The following is a 13,162-nucleotide window of genomic DNA, read 5'->3' as shown; positions in this document are numbered from 1 at the left end:
AGAGCCAAGGGATCCAGCTATGGCAATCGACGACAAAACCAGAACGGAGCTCGAGGCCGCCGCCTTCCGGCGCCTGGTCGAGCATCTGCGGACGCGGACCGACGTCCAGAACATCGATCTGATGAATCTGGCGGGCTTCTGCCGCAATTGCCTCTCCAACTGGCTCAAGGATGCGGCCGACGCGCAAGGGGTGGCCCTCAGCAAGGACGAGAGCCGCGAGGCCATCTACGGCATGCCGTACGAGACCTGGAAGTCGAAGTACCAGGGCACGGCCACGCCGGAGCAGCTTGAGGCGATGAAGAAAGTCCATCCCGGGCACTGAGCCCGTGGCCTGAGTCGCGCACAGCACAACAGCTTTCTTTATCCTCCCGCAGGAAGGTGTGGGCGCGCTGTGGACGATTGTGTTGTTGCCTTGAACGCAACGGCCGCCAACCCTAAGGGTCAAGCAGCACGCGCGGTGACGATGCCGGCGTCACCTCGTTTTGCCAGTTCCATTGGGAGTACAAGATGGCCACCTCCGCCGCCGTCCGCGACGACGAGCCCGCGACGAAATTTGCAAAAGACCAGCTCAAATCCATCATCGAGCGCATCGAGCGTCTGGAGGAAGAGAAGAAGGCGATCTCCGACGACATCCGTGACGTCTACGCCGAGAGCAAGGGCAACGGCTTCGACGTGAAGGCACTGCGCACCATCGTGCGCCTGCGCAAGCAGGACCCGAACGAGCGCGCCGAGGCCGAGACGATCCTCGAGACCTACATGCAGGCGCTGGGGATGCTCTGAGGCGTCCGGCCTCCGCCATTGCAAGCAACGTGTAGCCCGGATGGAGCGAAGCGAAATCCGGGCCACCAAACTGAAATTGTGAAAACAGCGAAAGTCGGACGGGCCTTAGCGCAGTGCGGCCGTGCGCATGACGAACGACGTCATCTCGAACTTCGCCGTCGCGCTTCCCGAAAAGCTGTCGCAGGACATGCCCTGCATTGGATCGTCGGTGAAGCCCATCGCGATCACGGCTTGCGGCTTGACGAAGTAGGCGCGCATAGCAGCCATATCGATCTCGCCCATCAGCGTCACCGACATTGCGCGGCTCGCGCTTGGCGACAGCATCACGATCTTGAGCCACAGGCTCTCGCCCTTGGCGGCGGAGAGGCGGGCTGAGGTCGCGATCGCGCCCTGGGACCCCTTGGCCACAACCGTGTTGATTTCAGTGGCCTGGGCGAGGTTGCGGGAGACCGGACGGCCTGGGCGCGGGATCGGTGCCGAGGCGGCGACGACCTTGGCGTGGTCAACCTGGGAGGCGTCGCCCGGCGCATAGGCCAGAGCCTCATAGGCGGATGAGGAGACGCTCGCGGTCGGCTGCGGATCGGTGGCGGCGGCGAGCGCCTGGCGCGCCTTCAGCGCGGCGACCTGGGCTGGCGTCGCCTGCTGCGGCGTTGCCGGCGTATCCCAGAAGCCGCGGGCATTGATGATGTCGGCCGGCGTCTCCGGCTTGTCGGTCGGCTTGGCGTCAGCCGGCTTGTCGGCGACGGGTGCGGGCTTCGGCTTGGCCGGCGCAACGATCTGCGCATCGGCCGAGGCGAGCTGGAGCGTTGCAGCAGCTTGCGGTTTGGCGCGCGGCGTCGGCACTGGATCGGCCGGCTTCGCGGCGGCGACCACGGTCGGGGCCGTCGGCTTCGCGCTCGCGGCGTGGGCGCCTTCGTCATCCTCTTCGCTGCTGGGAGCCGACTTGCTCCTGAACAGGGCAGCGAAGAAGTTCAACTTGCCGCCGGTCGCGGCGTCGTCGCCATTGCCGCGCCGCTCGATGTCCGCCTTGGCAAGCTCATAGCCCTTCAGCGGCGTGCCGTCGGCGGGCACATGGACCGTGCGGCCGTCCGGGAAGACGCGCGCGAGCTGATCATGCGTCATGCGCGGCCAATGCCGGATGCTGCCGGTGTCGAGATGCACGAAGGGCGAGCCGGAGGTCGGATAGAAGCCGACGCCGCCGCGCTGCAGGCGCAGGCCGGCAAAGCGGATCTGCTCCAGCGGCACGCCCGGAATGTAGAAGTCCATTGCATGTCCCAGCATGTGCTGGCTGAAGCGCGCGACGCCCGAAGAGCGGCGGCGGAGCATGGCGTTGGTGGCGGGGGAGCGGTAGGAGGAGATGATCTGGATCGGCTGTTTGGCGTCGACGTCGCGATAGACTTCCCAGAGGATGTCGAAGAGGTGACGGTCCATGACCGTCTCGTCCTGGGTGCGCCAGTCGCGCAGGAAGTGATTGAGCTGCTTCAGCGCAGCCTCGTCATAGCGCCCGTCGCGCTTGAAGGTGACGGTGAGATCTTCACCGGAATGGGTGTGGTGGAAGGAGAGCGTGCGGGTCTCGTTCAGCGCCGCCGCGTCATGAACCGATCCGGCGGCGGCAAGCAGCAGCAGCGCGGCGAGGCCGATCCTGGATCCGGCCTTCACTCCCGCATGGGACAACGACACCGCAGAAATTTTGCGTGCGAAACCAGCCAGCACGTATGAGCCCACCCAGTCGACGAGCGTTCAAATGGACTCTCCCGCCAACCCCGCTAGCGCGCGAAAGAGGATGAACGCTTTCTTAAAGCGAGAAGGTTAATTCGAGGTGTACCTTCCCGCCCCCAAACCAAGTCTGAATACAAACCTAAGCGGTTGACTGTGGCGAAAAAACGCCGGCTGACCGGCCTCGGGTGAGAGAATGGTTAACGTTAAGCGATCCCGACCAGGGGACGGGATCGCCGATTCTGTTGCAAAATTCGAAGGAATAAGCGGCTGAGAATGGCCTCAGCGGGTAAACACCCGCTGCGACCTGCGGCCGACCGGAGCCGGCGGCGGGGTCGGCGCCCCGAACAGGCGCTCGAAGAACGAGGGGCCGGACGAGGAGAAGCCGCCAAAGCCGCCGCCATTGTTGGCGATCGCCACGCCGGACGGCAGCGTCGTCGCCGGGCGCGAATAGCTCGGCTGAGAATGTGCGACGACGCTCTCGAGGTCCTTGCCGCGGCTGTTCTTCAGGATGTTGATCATGGTCGCATCGCGGCCATAGACGTCCCTGCGGAATTGCAGCTTGCCGGCGTCATCCACGAACGCAGTCTGGTAGGTGATGTTGACCGGGATCGGCGTCGGGAATTTCAGATCGATCTCGCTCGAGCCGTACATGCTGCGGATGCGCTCGGGCGTGTAGTGCTCGTTCGGCATCGTGATGTTGAGCAGCACGGAGGCGTACTGATCCGGATTCTGCACGCGCATGCAGCCGTGGCTGAAGGCGCGCTCCTCCTTGGCGAACAGGTACTTGTCCGGCGTGTCGTGCTGATAGACCAGGAATTTGTTCGGGAAGTTGAAGCGGACGCGGCCGAGTGCGTTGGCTTCACCGGGCGGCTGCGAGATATGCACGGAGCCGTCGCGGTTCTGCTCGAGGCGCAGGCCCATGCGCTGGAGCACGGTCGGGTCCTGCTGAAGCGCCGGCAGGTATTCGTTGTAGACGATCGACGGCGGCACGTTCCAGGTCGGGTTGACCGTGATGTACTTCATCGTCTCGCTGAGCAGCGGGGTCGCATGCTGGCCCGGCTTGCCGGTGACGACGCGGGTGGTCCAGACCTGCTGGCCGCGCTGCATCACCTTCAGAGTGTAGTCGGGGATGTTGAGGATGACATAGGCGTCGCCGAGCGACGGGACGCCAAGGTCGCGCGGCAACCAGCGCCAGCGCTCCATGTTCACCAGCACCGTGTCGATCTGCCTGTCGCGCTTCGGGCTGTTCAGCGCCTTGACAGTCCTGTCGTCGAGGATGCCGGTGGCCTTGAGCTCGGCGCCGTCCTGGAATTTGCGCACGGCTTCGGCAACCGTCGCGTCGTAGCGCGCATCGTTGGCGTTCTCGGTAATGCCGAGCTTGGCGCGGAGCTGCGGCACCCGCGGATCTTCCACCACGACCTCGGCCTGCTTCTTGCCGCGGGCCGGGGTGTATTTCAGCGCGGGGCCGTCGCCGATCTCGATCATCGGGCCTTCGCCCTGGCCGCGGAGCTGCGCGAGCTTCGCCTTCAACTCCTTGTAGAGCTTCTGCGGCGGGTTGTAGCTGTCGAGCGCGGCGGACGCGTCGGCCGCGGTCGTGACCTTGGTCAGTACCTCGTTCGGGTCGACCGGGTGCTCGGGATAGAGGATATCGGCGCTGACCTGCGACCAGTGCATCCGGCCGCTCTGCGCCTGACGCGCATAGTCGAGCATGCTGGCGGTGAGCTTCAGCTCGGCTTCGGCGAGCGCATCGGGCGTCGTGGCGGCGGCGAAATCCGGCACAGGGTAATCGGCGGGATTGAGGCCGTCGGAGGCTGCATCCTTCAGCCGCGCAATCACGCCCTTGCCCGCGGCGGTCAAGCTGCCTGCTTGCGTCCAGACCGGCGCGAACTCGCGCGCGCCGTAAAACTTCTCGACGGCGGCACGCTCGTTCTTGCGATCGAAATAACGCGAAGATTTGGTGCCGATCATGTCCTTGAGCTTGTCGGCGACCGGCTGGTCGGCGGCGGGCACGTTGCTCGCGGCCTTCACCGGCTCGGCGGCGGGCTCCTTGGCGATCTCCTTCGGCGGTTCGGCCGGGGCCGCTGCGGCGGCTGCAGGTGCTGCGGGAGCGGTCGGCACTGCCGTCGCGGTGTCAGATTTGGCAGGTTCAGATTTGGTCGGCTCAGATTTGGTCGGCTCGGTCTTGGCCGTCTCGCTCTTCGGCGCGTCGGCTGCCGGCGTGGTGGCGACGTCGGAGGGCTTGGTCTCGACCTTGTCAGGCTCCGGAGCAGCTTCCGCTTTTGTCGGCTCTTTCATTGCGTCCTTGGCGGGGTCCTGAACCGCTGCCGTGGTGTCGAGCTTGATGTCGGCGGCGGTGGGGGGCGGGACGTTTGCCGGTTCGGGGCGCGGGATTGCGGCTTCGATCGCGAGCTCGGCAGCACTGCTGCGCGCCTGATCCTGCGCCAGTGCCGAAGTGGCCGACACCGTGAGGAAGGTTGCCGCGACCGTCATCAGCACGCGGTCAAAGCCTCGACGGTGGTTCGAACAGTCAAGCATTGTGTCACACCCCTCGGGCGAACTGTCCCTCATGGAACAGCTTCGTTATCGTCTTTTCAGCTTCGGCTAACCGCGCCGGCCTCTCGCAAGTTGCACGCCTGCACGCAACGCTTCATACGCCGACGATATACAGGCCCCGATTTTGCAGCCAGCGCTACCCGGGACAACTCACGACAAACTGACTTCAAGGAAGCCTCTTTGCAACGGATTGTGCGCCTCTGCCACGCGCTTTTCCCTTTGTCTGTCACTTCCAAGTCACGGTTCACGCCGCAGTCGAAAATGCCGTAAACCAAAGGGCTTGCGCTCATCTCGGAGCGTCAGGCAAACCGCGGTTCACAGCGCGGCCTAGTGCGTCTCCTCTCCGCTTTTCCCGCCATGTCCGGACACGCCGGCTTCGTCGAGTTTGCGGTAAAGCGTGGAGCGGCCGATTTTGAGGCGGCGGGCCACCTCCGACATCTGTCCGCGATAATGCGAGATCGCGAATCGGATGATCTCGTTCTCCATGTCCTCGAGCGGCCGCACGTCGCCGGTCGAGGTCAACATGGCAAGAGCGCCTGCCGACGGCAGGGGGGCGATCGGTATTTCGCTACCCGATACCATTGTGGGCGCCGCAATCGGCTCGAGCATCAGCGGCGCGGTCGGAATCTCCGTCCCGGGATGCGGATGCGAGCTGAGCAGCGGGAAATCGCCGAGGCCGAGCTGGTCGCCCTCGCTCATCACCACTGCGCGATAGACGGCGTTCTCGAGCTGACGAATGTTGCCGGGCCAATCGAGCTGCGCCAGGTGCGCCACCGCCTCGCCGCTGATGCCGGTAATCGCGCGGTTCTCCTCGGCAGCAAACCGCGCCAGGAAATGACGAAGCAGATGCGGGATGTCCTCGCGCCGCGCGCGCAGCGCCGGGATCGTCAGCGGCAGCACGTGCAGGCGATAGAACAGGTCCTCGCGGAAGTGGCCCTGCTTCACCCGCTCCAGAAGCCTGCGGTTGGTTGCGGAGATGATGCGGACGTCGACCTTGACGGGCTTGCGGCCGCCGACCGCCTCCACCGCACCTTCCTGGAGCGCACGCAGCAGCTTGACCTGCGCGGTCAGCGGCAGCTCGCTGACCTCGTCCAGAAACAGCGTGCCGCCATGGGCCTCGACGAACTTGCCCATGTGCCGTTCGGTCGCGCCGGTGAAGGCGCCCTTCTCGTGACCGAACAGGATCGACTCGACGAGATTGTCAGGGATAGCGCCGCAATTGACCGCGACGAACGGCTTTGCCTTGCGCTCGCCGCTTCCATGGATGGCACGCGCGAACATCTCCTTGCCGACGCCGGACTCGCCTTCGATCAGCACGGGGATCGAGGAGCCCGCCGCCTTCTGCGCGGCGCGCATCACCGGCGTCATCGCCTCGGCACGCGTGACGATGTCGGAGAAGGTCAAGCGTCCCTCGCGGCTGTGGCGGATGCGCTGCAATTCGCCCTTGAGTGCGGAGGCGTTGAGCGCATTGCGCAAGGAAACCTGAAGCCGCTCCATGCCGACCGGCTTGACCACGAAATCGGCCGCGCCTGCGCGCATCGCCGAGATCACGTTGTCGATGCCGCCATGGGCGGTCTGCACGATCACGGGGACGCTGAGCCCCGCCTCGCGGATCTTGGCCAGCACGCCCATGCCGTCGAGGCCGGGCATCACGAGATCGAGGATCACGGCGTCGATGGCCGGCGCGTCGGGCGCGGTGAGGGCGGCGATTGCGGCATCGCCGGAGTCCACGACGACCGTCTCATAGCCGCATTTCTGCACCATGTTCTCGACCAGACGGCGCGCTACGGCGTCGTCGTCGGCGATCAAAATACTGGCAGCCATGGTGTTCCCCGCACGCTACAACTATCTGTCTCGAATCGGGTCACTCTGGCCGAAGCCGATTAACGCACTCTTAAACCTTGATGATCTCTGCGATCGTTGAACACAGGTTTCCAGCACAATGACTTCGCGCTCCAAATCTGCACTTAGCAAGTCTGCTCTTAGCACGTCCGCTCTCCGCAAGCCGAACACCAAAAAAAACGCCGCCAAAGCAAAGTCCTCCAGAAAGCCGGCGAGCAAAACCGGCAAGCTTCCGGAGTGGAACCTCGCCGATCTCTATTCCGGGATCGATGCGCCGGAAGTGGCGCGCGATCTCGAGAAGATGGACGCCGATTGCGTCGCGTTTGAGACGGACTACAAGGGCAAGCTCGCGACAGGGACAGCAAACGAAGATGGCGGAAAATGGCTCGCCGAGGCCGTGCGACGCTATGAGGCGATCGATGATCTCGCCGGCCGTCTCGGCTCCTATGCTGGGCTCGTCCACGCCGGCGACAGCGTTGATCCCAAGATTTCAAAGTTTTACGGCGACGTCTCCGAACGGCTGACAGCGGCGTCCACGCATCTGTTGTTTTTCGCGCTCGAGCTCAACCGCATCGATGACGATCTTTTGACCCGCGCGATGCAAACCGCCGAGCTCGCGCATTACCGTCCGTGGATCGAGGACCTGCGCAAGGAGAAGCCGTACCAGCTCGAGGACAAGCTGGAGCAGCTCTTTCTGGAGAAGGCGCAGACCGGGTATTCCGCCTGGAACAGGCTGTTCGACCAAACCATCTCGGGCCTGCGCTTCAAGGTCGGCTCCAAGGAGCTCGCGATCGAGCCGACGCTGAACCTGTTGCAGGACCGCGACGGCGCCAAGCGCAAGACCGCCGCCGAAGCGCTGGCAAAGACGTTCAAGGCCAATGAGCGCACCTTTGCGCTGATCACCAATACGCTCGCCAAGGACAAGGACATCGCCGACCGCTGGCGCGGCTTCCAGGACGTCGCGGATTCCCGCCATCTGAACAACCGCGTCGAGCGCGAGGTGGTCGATGCGCTGGTCGCTTCTGTGCGCGCGGCCTATCCGAAGCTGTCGCATCGCTACTACGCGCTGAAGGCGCGCTGGTTCAAGAAGAAGCGGCTCGCCTATTGGGACCGCAACGCGCCGCTGCCCTTTGCCGCGACCGACACCATCGCCTGGCCGGACGCGCGGAACATGGTGCTCACTGCCTATCGCGGCTTCTCGCCGACAATGGCCGAGATCGCCGAGCGCTTCTTCGCCGACCGCTGGATCGATGCGCCGGTGCGTCCGGGCAAGGCGCCCGGCGCCTTCTCGCATCCGACCACGCCGTCGGCGCACCCTTACGTGCTGATGAACTACCAGGGCAAGCCGCGCGACGTGATGACGCTCGCCCATGAGCTCGGCCATGGCGTGCACCAGGTGCTGGCGGCCAAGAACGGCGCGCTGATGGCGCCGACGCCGTTGACGCTCGCGGAAACCGCAAGCGTGTTCGGGGAAATGCTGACCTTCAAGCGGCTGCTCGCGCAGACCAAGAGTGCGAAGCAGCGCCAGGCGATGCTCGCCGGCAAGGTCGAGGACATGATCAACACGGTGGTGCGGCAGATCGCGTTCTATTCGTTCGAGCGCGCCGTGCATACCGAACGCAAGAACGGCGAGCTCACCGCGACGCGGCTTGGCGAGATCTGGCTGTCGGTGCAGGGCGAGAGCCTCGGACCGGCGATCGAGATCAAGGCGGGCTATGAGAACTACTGGATGTACATCCCGCATTTCATCCACTCGCCGTTCTACGTCTATGCCTATGCGTTCGGCGATTGCCTCGTGAACTCGCTCTACGCCGTCTACGAGAACGCCGCCGAGGGCTTTGCCGAGCGCTATCTCGACATGCTCGCCGCCGGCGGCACCAAGCATTATTCCGAGCTGCTCCGCCCCTTCGGGCTCGACGCCAAGGACCCGAAATTCTGGGACGGCGGGCTCTCGGTCATTGCCGGCATGATCGACGAGCTGGAGGCGATGGGCTGAGCGCGGAGATGCCTCAATTGTAGGCAGGATGTAGTAAAACACCTGTTGAACTGCTGCCGCGGATGGCGTTATACAGATGTATAACGCCATCTATCTACGGTGAGACGGCCATGAAGATCGAGATCAAGAAGATCGGCAATTCGGATGGGCTGTTGTTGCCGCGCGAGCTGATGCAGCGCCTCGACCTCAAGCGCGGGCAGCAACTGCACATCGTGGAGTTGCCGGGTGGCGGCTTCCAGGCACTGCCCTACGATCCTGACTTCGAGCGGACGATGGAAATCGCCGACGAGATCATGGACAAATATCGCGACACGCTAGCAGCGATTGCAAAATAGTTGGCTCACTCGCATGAGCGAGCCTCAGGAACCGCTTTGGATTGCGTACGAGCAAGCTGTCGCCATTCACAGTCGACAGCTTCGCCGTTTCGGCGGTGCGCCAGGATTGCGCGACGAAGGCATGTTGCGCTCGGCGTTGGAGCGGCCGATCAACAAATGGCGCTATGAGCAGGCGCCACTGGACGAGCTCGCCGCAGCCTATGCATTCGGCCTCGCAAAAAACCCTGCATTCGTCGATGGAAACAAGCGCATCGCTTTTATGGCGATGATGGTGTTCTTGGGTAAGAACAGCGCGGCCTTCAGTCCCGATCCCGCGGAAGCTGCAATCATCATCCTCTCACTCGCCGCAGGCGAAGTCAGCGAGCGGAGCCTCACGCGCTGGATCCGCGACAATTGGGATTCCGAATGAGCCTATTTGCAGGAAAACCGCGCCTCCGCGCCGTTGCCCTGTCCGGTTTATTGCGGTATTGCCAGCGAAGAATTGGACTTTCGACTGGGGACATCCATGGCTGAACATAGCGAAGTGGCGTACACCACCGCCGACGGCAACGACTACGTTGCGCACGAGCAGACCTATGAGGGCTTCATCAAATTGGTGAAGTACGGCACGGCCTCGGTCGCGCTCATCGTGATCCTGATGGCGATCTTCCTCACCTGATCCTTCTTCGGTAGCTGCCTACGCCAGCGGCGGCGGCTGCCCACAATATTTGCATCCAAGCCGGTATCAAAACCGGTATCCAACGTCGCGGGAGTAACGCTACTTTTTTGTGCGTGCGCTGTCCCGCGCCCGCCGGAGGACCTATGAAGATCGCCGTTGCCAAGGAAATCGATCCGTCAGAGCCGCGGGTCGCCGCTTCGCCTGATACGGTGAAGAAGTTCAAGGCGCTGGGCGCCGAGGTTGCCGTCGAGCCGGGCGCCGGCCTCAAATCGGGCCTTCCGGATTCCGAATTCACCGCAGTGGGCGCTACCGTCAGCGCCGATGCGCTGAAGGATGCCGATATCATCATCAAGGTGAAGCGGCCGGAAGCATCGGAGCTCGCCCAGTACAAGCGCGGCGCGCTCGTCATCGCCATCATGGACCCTTACGGCAACGATGCAGCGCTGAAGGCGATGGCCGATGCCGGCATCGCCGCCTTCGCGATGGAATTGATGCCGCGCATCACGCGCGCGCAGGTGATGGACGTGCTGTCCTCGCAGGCGAATCTCGCCGGCTACCGCGCCGTGATCGAGGGCGCTGAAGCCTTCGGCCGCGCCTTCCCGATGATGATGACGGCTGCCGGCACCGTGCCCGCGGCGAAGGTGTTCGTGATGGGCGTCGGCGTTGCCGGCCTCCAGGCGATCGCGACTGCGCGCCGCCTCGGTGCCGTCGTCACCGCCACCGACGTGCGGCCCGCGACCAAGGAGCAGGTCGAATCGCTCGGCGCAAAGTTCCTCGCGGTCGAGGACGAGGAGTTCAAGAACGCGCAGACCGCCGGCGGCTACGCCAAGGAGATGTCGAAGGGGTACCAGGCCAAGCAGGCCGCGCTCACCGCCGAGCACATCAAGAAGCAGGACATCGTCATCACGACGGCGCTGATTCCGGGACGCCCGGCGCCGAAGCTCATCTCAGGCGAGATGGTCAAGTCGATGAAGCCGGGTTCGGTGCTGGTCGATCTCGCGGTCGAGCGCGGCGGCAATGTCGAGGGCGCCAAAGCCGGTGAGGTCGTCGACCTCGATGGCATCAAGATCGTCGGCTACACCAACGTCGCCGGCCGCGTCGCGGCCTCGGCCTCCAGCCTCTATGCGCGCAACCTGTTCTCCTTCATCGAGACTATGGTCGACAAGAAAGAGAAGAAGCTGGCCGTGAACTGGGACGACGAGCTCGTCAAGGCGACCGCGCTGACCAAGGACGGCGCCGTCATCCACCCGAACTTCCAGCCGAAAGCCTAAGGAGAGCCGTCATGGAGCATGTTGCACAGGTCGTCGATCCCTTCATCTTCCGGCTGTCGATTTTCGTCCTCGCCGTCTTCGTCGGCTATTTCGTGGTGTGGTCGGTGACCCCCGCGCTGCATACGCCGCTGATGTCGGTCACCAACGCAATCTCCTCGGTGATCGTGGTCGGCGCACTGCTCGCGGGCGGTGTTGCGAATGTATCGAGCGGGTCAGGCTGGGCGCGGGGCTTCGGTTTCATCGCGCTGATCTTCGCCTGCATCAATATCTTCGGCGGCTTCCTTGTCACCCAGCGCATGCTGGCGATGTACAAGAAGAAGTCGAAGTAAGCGGCCACCTCGGGCTGATGGGATAATGGGGACCTGAGATGAACGCTAATCTCTCTGCATTGTTGTATCTCGTGGCGGGTGTGCTGTTCATCCTGTCGCTGCGGGGACTGTCGAGCCCGGCGACATCGCGCCGCGGCAATCTTCTCGGCATGATCGGCATGGCGATCGCGGTCGCCACGACGCTCGCCAACCATCCGCCGGCGGACGGCCTCGCCTGGCTGCTCGTCATCGTCGGCATCGCCATCGGTGCAGCGATCGGCGCGGTGATCGCGCGCCGCGTGCCGATGACCTCGATGCCGGAGCTGGTCGCCGCCTTCCACTCGCTGGTCGGCATGGCCGCGGTGCTGGTCGCTGCCGGCGCGTTCTATGCGCCCGAGGCCTTCGACATCGGCACGCCCGGCAACATCCACACCCAGAGCCTGGTCGAAATGTCGCTCGGCGTCGCCATCGGCGCGCTGACCTTCACCGGCTCGGTGATCGCGTTCCTGAAGCTGTCCGCGCGCATGAGCGGCGCCCCGATCATCCTGCCGGCGCGGCATCTCATCAACATCGCGCTCGCGGTTGCGCTGGTCGCCTGCATCATCGGCCTCGTCGTCACCGGCAGCGTCGTGTTCTTCTGGCTGAACGTCATCCTCGCGCTGGCGCTCGGCGTGCTCATGATCATCCCGATCGGTGGCGCCGACATGCCGGTCGTGATCTCGATGCTGAACTCCTATTCGGGCTGGGCTGCGGCGGGTATCGGCTTCACGCTCGGCAATTCCGCGCTGATCATCACCGGTGCGCTGGTCGGATCGAGTGGTGCGATCCTGTCCTACATCATGTGCCACGCGATGAACCGGTCCTTCATCTCGGTCATCCTCGGCGGCTTCGGCGGCGAGACTGCGGCTGCTGGCGGCGGCACGGGCGAGCAGAAGCCTGCCAAGCTCGGTTCGGCCGACGATGCGGCCTTCATCATGAAGAACGCCTCCAAGGTCATCATCGTGCCCGGCTACGGCATGGCGGTGGCGCAGGCCCAGCACGCGCTGCGCGAAATGGCCGACATGCTGAAGAAGGAAGGCGTCGAGGTGAAGTACGCCATCCATCCGGTCGCGGGCCGCATGCCCGGTCACATGAACGTGCTGCTCGCCGAAGCCAACGTGCCCTATGACGAGGTGTTCGAGCTCGAGGACATCAACTCCGAATTCGCGCAGGCCGACATCGCCTTCGTGATCGGCGCCAACGACGTCACCAACCCCGCGGCCGAGGAGGACAAGACCTCGCCGATCTACGGCATGCCGGTGCTCCAGGTCTGGAAGGCCGGCACGGTGATGTTCATCAAGCGCTCGCTCGCGTCCGGCTATGCCGGCATCGACAATCCGCTGTTCTATCGCGACAACACTATGATGCTGCTCGGCGACGCCAAGAAGGTCACCGAGAACATCGTCAAGGCGATGTAGCACCGAGAGAGGCGGACCGGTGGCCCTGAACAAGGAGTGGCACCGGTCCCATCGCATGCCGCCCAAGGCCACGCGAGAGCAGCGCATCGCGTGGCATGCGGCCCATAAGGCGGCATGCGGCTGCCGCGACATTCCGGCGAGCATCCGGCCGGATGTCCTGAAATTGCTGCGAAGTCGTCGCAAGCCTTGAGGCCTGTGGCGGGCCCTTTCGGACGAGGCTGCGTCGTTCGCGATGTCCCGCCG

12 protein-coding genes are annotated in these 13,162 nt (G+C 64.2%); 9 read left to right on the top strand and 3 right to left on the bottom strand.

Features of this window, described 5'->3' with window-relative positions; translation table 11 throughout:
* Positions 1-19 precede the first annotated feature (19 nt).
* Positions 20-322, top strand: a complete 303-nt coding sequence (locus MTX21_RS21440) for a DUF1244 domain-containing protein (protein WP_280966684.1) — start codon at positions 20-22, stop codon at positions 320-322.
* A gap of 185 nt (positions 323-507) precedes the next feature.
* Complete coding sequence (locus MTX21_RS21435; RefSeq protein WP_280966683.1) at positions 508-780, top strand: DUF2312 domain-containing protein; 273 nt, start codon at positions 508-510, stop codon at positions 778-780.
* 105 nt (positions 781-885) lie between these two features.
* Here the strand turns inward: MTX21_RS21435 and MTX21_RS21430 are convergent, their stop codons facing one another.
* The 3 genes from MTX21_RS21430 to MTX21_RS21420 all read right to left on the bottom strand — a co-directional run bounded on the left by MTX21_RS21430 (position 886) and on the right by MTX21_RS21420 (position 6,876).
* Positions 886-2,505 carry a DUF882 domain-containing protein gene (locus MTX21_RS21430; protein WP_280966682.1) on the bottom strand — a complete coding sequence of 540 codons (1,620 nt, stop codon included), beginning with the start codon at positions 2,503-2,505 and terminating at the stop codon, positions 886-888.
* A 273-nt stretch (positions 2,506-2,778) separates the two neighbouring features.
* Complete coding sequence (locus MTX21_RS21425; protein ID WP_280966681.1) at positions 2,779-5,034, bottom strand: L,D-transpeptidase family protein; 2,256 nt, start codon at positions 5,032-5,034, stop codon at positions 2,779-2,781.
* Positions 5,035-5,379: 345 nt separating this feature from the next.
* On the bottom strand, positions 5,380-6,876 hold the full coding sequence (locus MTX21_RS21420) for a sigma-54 dependent transcriptional regulator (RefSeq protein ID WP_280966680.1): 1,497 nt from the start codon (positions 6,874-6,876) through the stop codon (positions 5,380-5,382).
* Positions 6,877-6,994: 118 nt separating this feature from the next.
* On the opposite strand from MTX21_RS21420, the gene MTX21_RS21415 reads away from it, so the two are divergent.
* From MTX21_RS21415 to MTX21_RS21385, 7 genes are all read left to right on the top strand, one after another.
* The gene (locus MTX21_RS21415; protein WP_280966679.1) at positions 6,995-8,890 is read left to right on the top strand and encodes a M3 family oligoendopeptidase; all 1,896 of its coding nucleotides are present in this window, start codon (positions 6,995-6,997) and stop codon (positions 8,888-8,890) included.
* Between the two features lie 110 nt (positions 8,891-9,000).
* Positions 9,001-9,225, top strand: a complete 225-nt coding sequence (locus MTX21_RS21410) for an AbrB family transcriptional regulator (protein WP_280966678.1) — start codon at positions 9,001-9,003, stop codon at positions 9,223-9,225.
* A gap of 13 nt (positions 9,226-9,238) precedes the next feature.
* Positions 9,239-9,634, top strand: a complete 396-nt coding sequence (locus MTX21_RS21405; protein ID WP_280966677.1) for a type II toxin-antitoxin system death-on-curing family toxin — start codon at positions 9,239-9,241, stop codon at positions 9,632-9,634.
* A gap of 96 nt (positions 9,635-9,730) precedes the next feature.
* Positions 9,731-9,883, top strand: coding sequence for an aa3-type cytochrome c oxidase subunit IV (locus MTX21_RS21400; protein ID WP_280966676.1), 153 nt, complete (start codon positions 9,731-9,733; stop codon positions 9,881-9,883).
* A gap of 143 nt (positions 9,884-10,026) precedes the next feature.
* Complete coding sequence (locus MTX21_RS21395) at positions 10,027-11,154, top strand: Re/Si-specific NAD(P)(+) transhydrogenase subunit alpha (RefSeq protein WP_280966675.1); 1,128 nt, start codon at positions 10,027-10,029, stop codon at positions 11,152-11,154.
* Positions 11,155-11,165: 11 nt separating this feature from the next.
* The gene (locus tag MTX21_RS21390) at positions 11,166-11,483 is read left to right on the top strand and encodes a proton-translocating transhydrogenase family protein (protein WP_280966674.1); all 318 of its coding nucleotides are present in this window, start codon (positions 11,166-11,168) and stop codon (positions 11,481-11,483) included.
* A gap of 38 nt (positions 11,484-11,521) precedes the next feature.
* On the top strand, positions 11,522-12,919 hold the full coding sequence (locus MTX21_RS21385; RefSeq protein WP_280966673.1) for an NAD(P)(+) transhydrogenase (Re/Si-specific) subunit beta: 1,398 nt from the start codon (positions 11,522-11,524) through the stop codon (positions 12,917-12,919).
* The last annotated feature ends 243 nt before the right edge of the window (positions 12,920-13,162 follow it).

Source organism: Bradyrhizobium sp. ISRA430 (assembly GCF_029909975.1).
Classification (GTDB): Bacteria; Pseudomonadota; Alphaproteobacteria; order Rhizobiales; family Xanthobacteraceae; genus Bradyrhizobium.
The sequence above is the reverse complement of the archived record's forward strand: the minus strand, read 5'-3'. Positions and strand labels throughout refer to the sequence as shown.

Coding starts and splice junctions, on each gene's coding strand:
- MTX21_RS21405 (WP_280966677.1), top strand. CDS start 9,239: ATGAGCGAGCCTCAGGAACCGCTTTGGATTGCGTACGAGCAAGCTGTC.
- MTX21_RS21420 (WP_280966680.1), bottom strand. CDS start 6,876: ATGGCTGCCAGTATTTTGATCGCCGACGACGACGCCGTAGCGCGCCGT.
- MTX21_RS21410 (WP_280966678.1), top strand. CDS start 9,001: ATGAAGATCGAGATCAAGAAGATCGGCAATTCGGATGGGCTGTTGTTG.
- MTX21_RS21440 (WP_280966684.1), top strand. CDS start 20: ATGGCAATCGACGACAAAACCAGAACGGAGCTCGAGGCCGCCGCCTTC.
- MTX21_RS21385 (WP_280966673.1), top strand. CDS start 11,522: ATGAACGCTAATCTCTCTGCATTGTTGTATCTCGTGGCGGGTGTGCTG.
- MTX21_RS21425 (WP_280966681.1), bottom strand. CDS start 5,034: ATGCTTGACTGTTCGAACCACCGTCGAGGCTTTGACCGCGTGCTGATG.
- MTX21_RS21435 (WP_280966683.1), top strand. CDS start 508: ATGGCCACCTCCGCCGCCGTCCGCGACGACGAGCCCGCGACGAAATTT.
- MTX21_RS21395 (WP_280966675.1), top strand. CDS start 10,027: ATGAAGATCGCCGTTGCCAAGGAAATCGATCCGTCAGAGCCGCGGGTC.
- MTX21_RS21415 (WP_280966679.1), top strand. CDS start 6,995: ATGACTTCGCGCTCCAAATCTGCACTTAGCAAGTCTGCTCTTAGCACG.
- MTX21_RS21390 (WP_280966674.1), top strand. CDS start 11,166: ATGGAGCATGTTGCACAGGTCGTCGATCCCTTCATCTTCCGGCTGTCG.
- MTX21_RS21400 (WP_280966676.1), top strand. CDS start 9,731: ATGGCTGAACATAGCGAAGTGGCGTACACCACCGCCGACGGCAACGAC.